The sequence below is a fragment of the Flavobacterium sp. UBA4854 genome (assembly GCF_002399805.1).
Taxonomy (GTDB): domain Bacteria; phylum Bacteroidota; class Bacteroidia; order Flavobacteriales; family Flavobacteriaceae; genus Flavobacterium; species Flavobacterium ginsengisoli.
Genome location: NZ_DHEI01000068.1, coordinates 28,345 through 29,230, shown reverse-complemented (window position 1 = coordinate 29,230; position 886 = coordinate 28,345). Strand labels below are relative to the sequence as shown.

Below are 886 nucleotides of genomic sequence, written 5' to 3'. Positions count from 1 at the left end.
AAAAATGCAATCATTGCCCATAAGTTTCCTGAAACTAACCAATAGTAAATAACCGTAAAAAGATATGCCCAACCGATTAAACCAAGTATTCCCCACCATTTTGGCGTCATTCCTCTTTCTCCAGTATCTCGAACATATAAAAAGTACAATGTTATGAGAACTAAAATTCCTCCATATTGAAGCACATTTTTTAACCAAACAGGAAAATCTTTTGGATATTTATTCCAAATCGGAATTGGCATTGCATATGCTAAAAGCGCCCAAAGCACTGGCGTAATTATCATTTTAGAAGCATCATAACCATATTCGGAATTGACCATAAAAACGCCAATTATGATAAGTGCAATAGCTCTTTTTAATGTATGCGTCCAAATTGTTTTAGGAATGTCTCCTTTTATAAGTCTAGCATTAAAAGCAAATGGAATAGACATTCCGACAATAAATAAAAAAGCAGGAAAAACTACATCAACAAAAGTCATGGCATCTGCATCTGCAGGCATATGCCTCATCCATTGTGGTACTTTTTGTATACTTGCCAACTCATTTACAAAAATCATTACAAAAATGGTAATTCCACGCAAAGCATCTATAGAAACAATACGCTGATTAAACAGATTCTCTTTTATTTTCATAATTTTTTACTTTTTTACTAAAAATCAAATATAACATAATTCTAAAATGTCTGGTTACAAATTCTAGATTAATTTTGCGCCTTATAAAACTGATTTTTACATTTTTGTCACATGTTATCATTCCTCAAATCAAAACCCATTTTAAAAGACCTACTTGGCGGAAATTTTGTAGATATTCATTCTCATGTTTTGCCAGGGATTGATGATGGAGCAAGAAACATTACAAAATCAACAGAATTGGTTTTGTCTTTGCA

The 886-nt window shown here is 31.9% G+C and carries 2 protein-coding genes; one reads left to right on the top strand and one right to left on the bottom strand.

Features of this window, described 5'->3' with window-relative positions:
- Positions 1–632, bottom strand: a 632-nt coding sequence (locus B3J44_RS09730) for a DUF5009 domain-containing protein (RefSeq protein ID WP_286968180.1), incomplete at its 3' end; no start/stop codon positions are given.
- 111 nt (positions 633–743) lie between these two features.
- On the opposite strand from B3J44_RS09730, the gene B3J44_RS09725 reads away from it, so the two are divergent.
- Positions 744–886, top strand: a 143-nt coding sequence (locus B3J44_RS09725; RefSeq protein ID WP_349678290.1) for a CpsB/CapC family capsule biosynthesis tyrosine phosphatase, incomplete at its 3' end; no start/stop codon positions are given.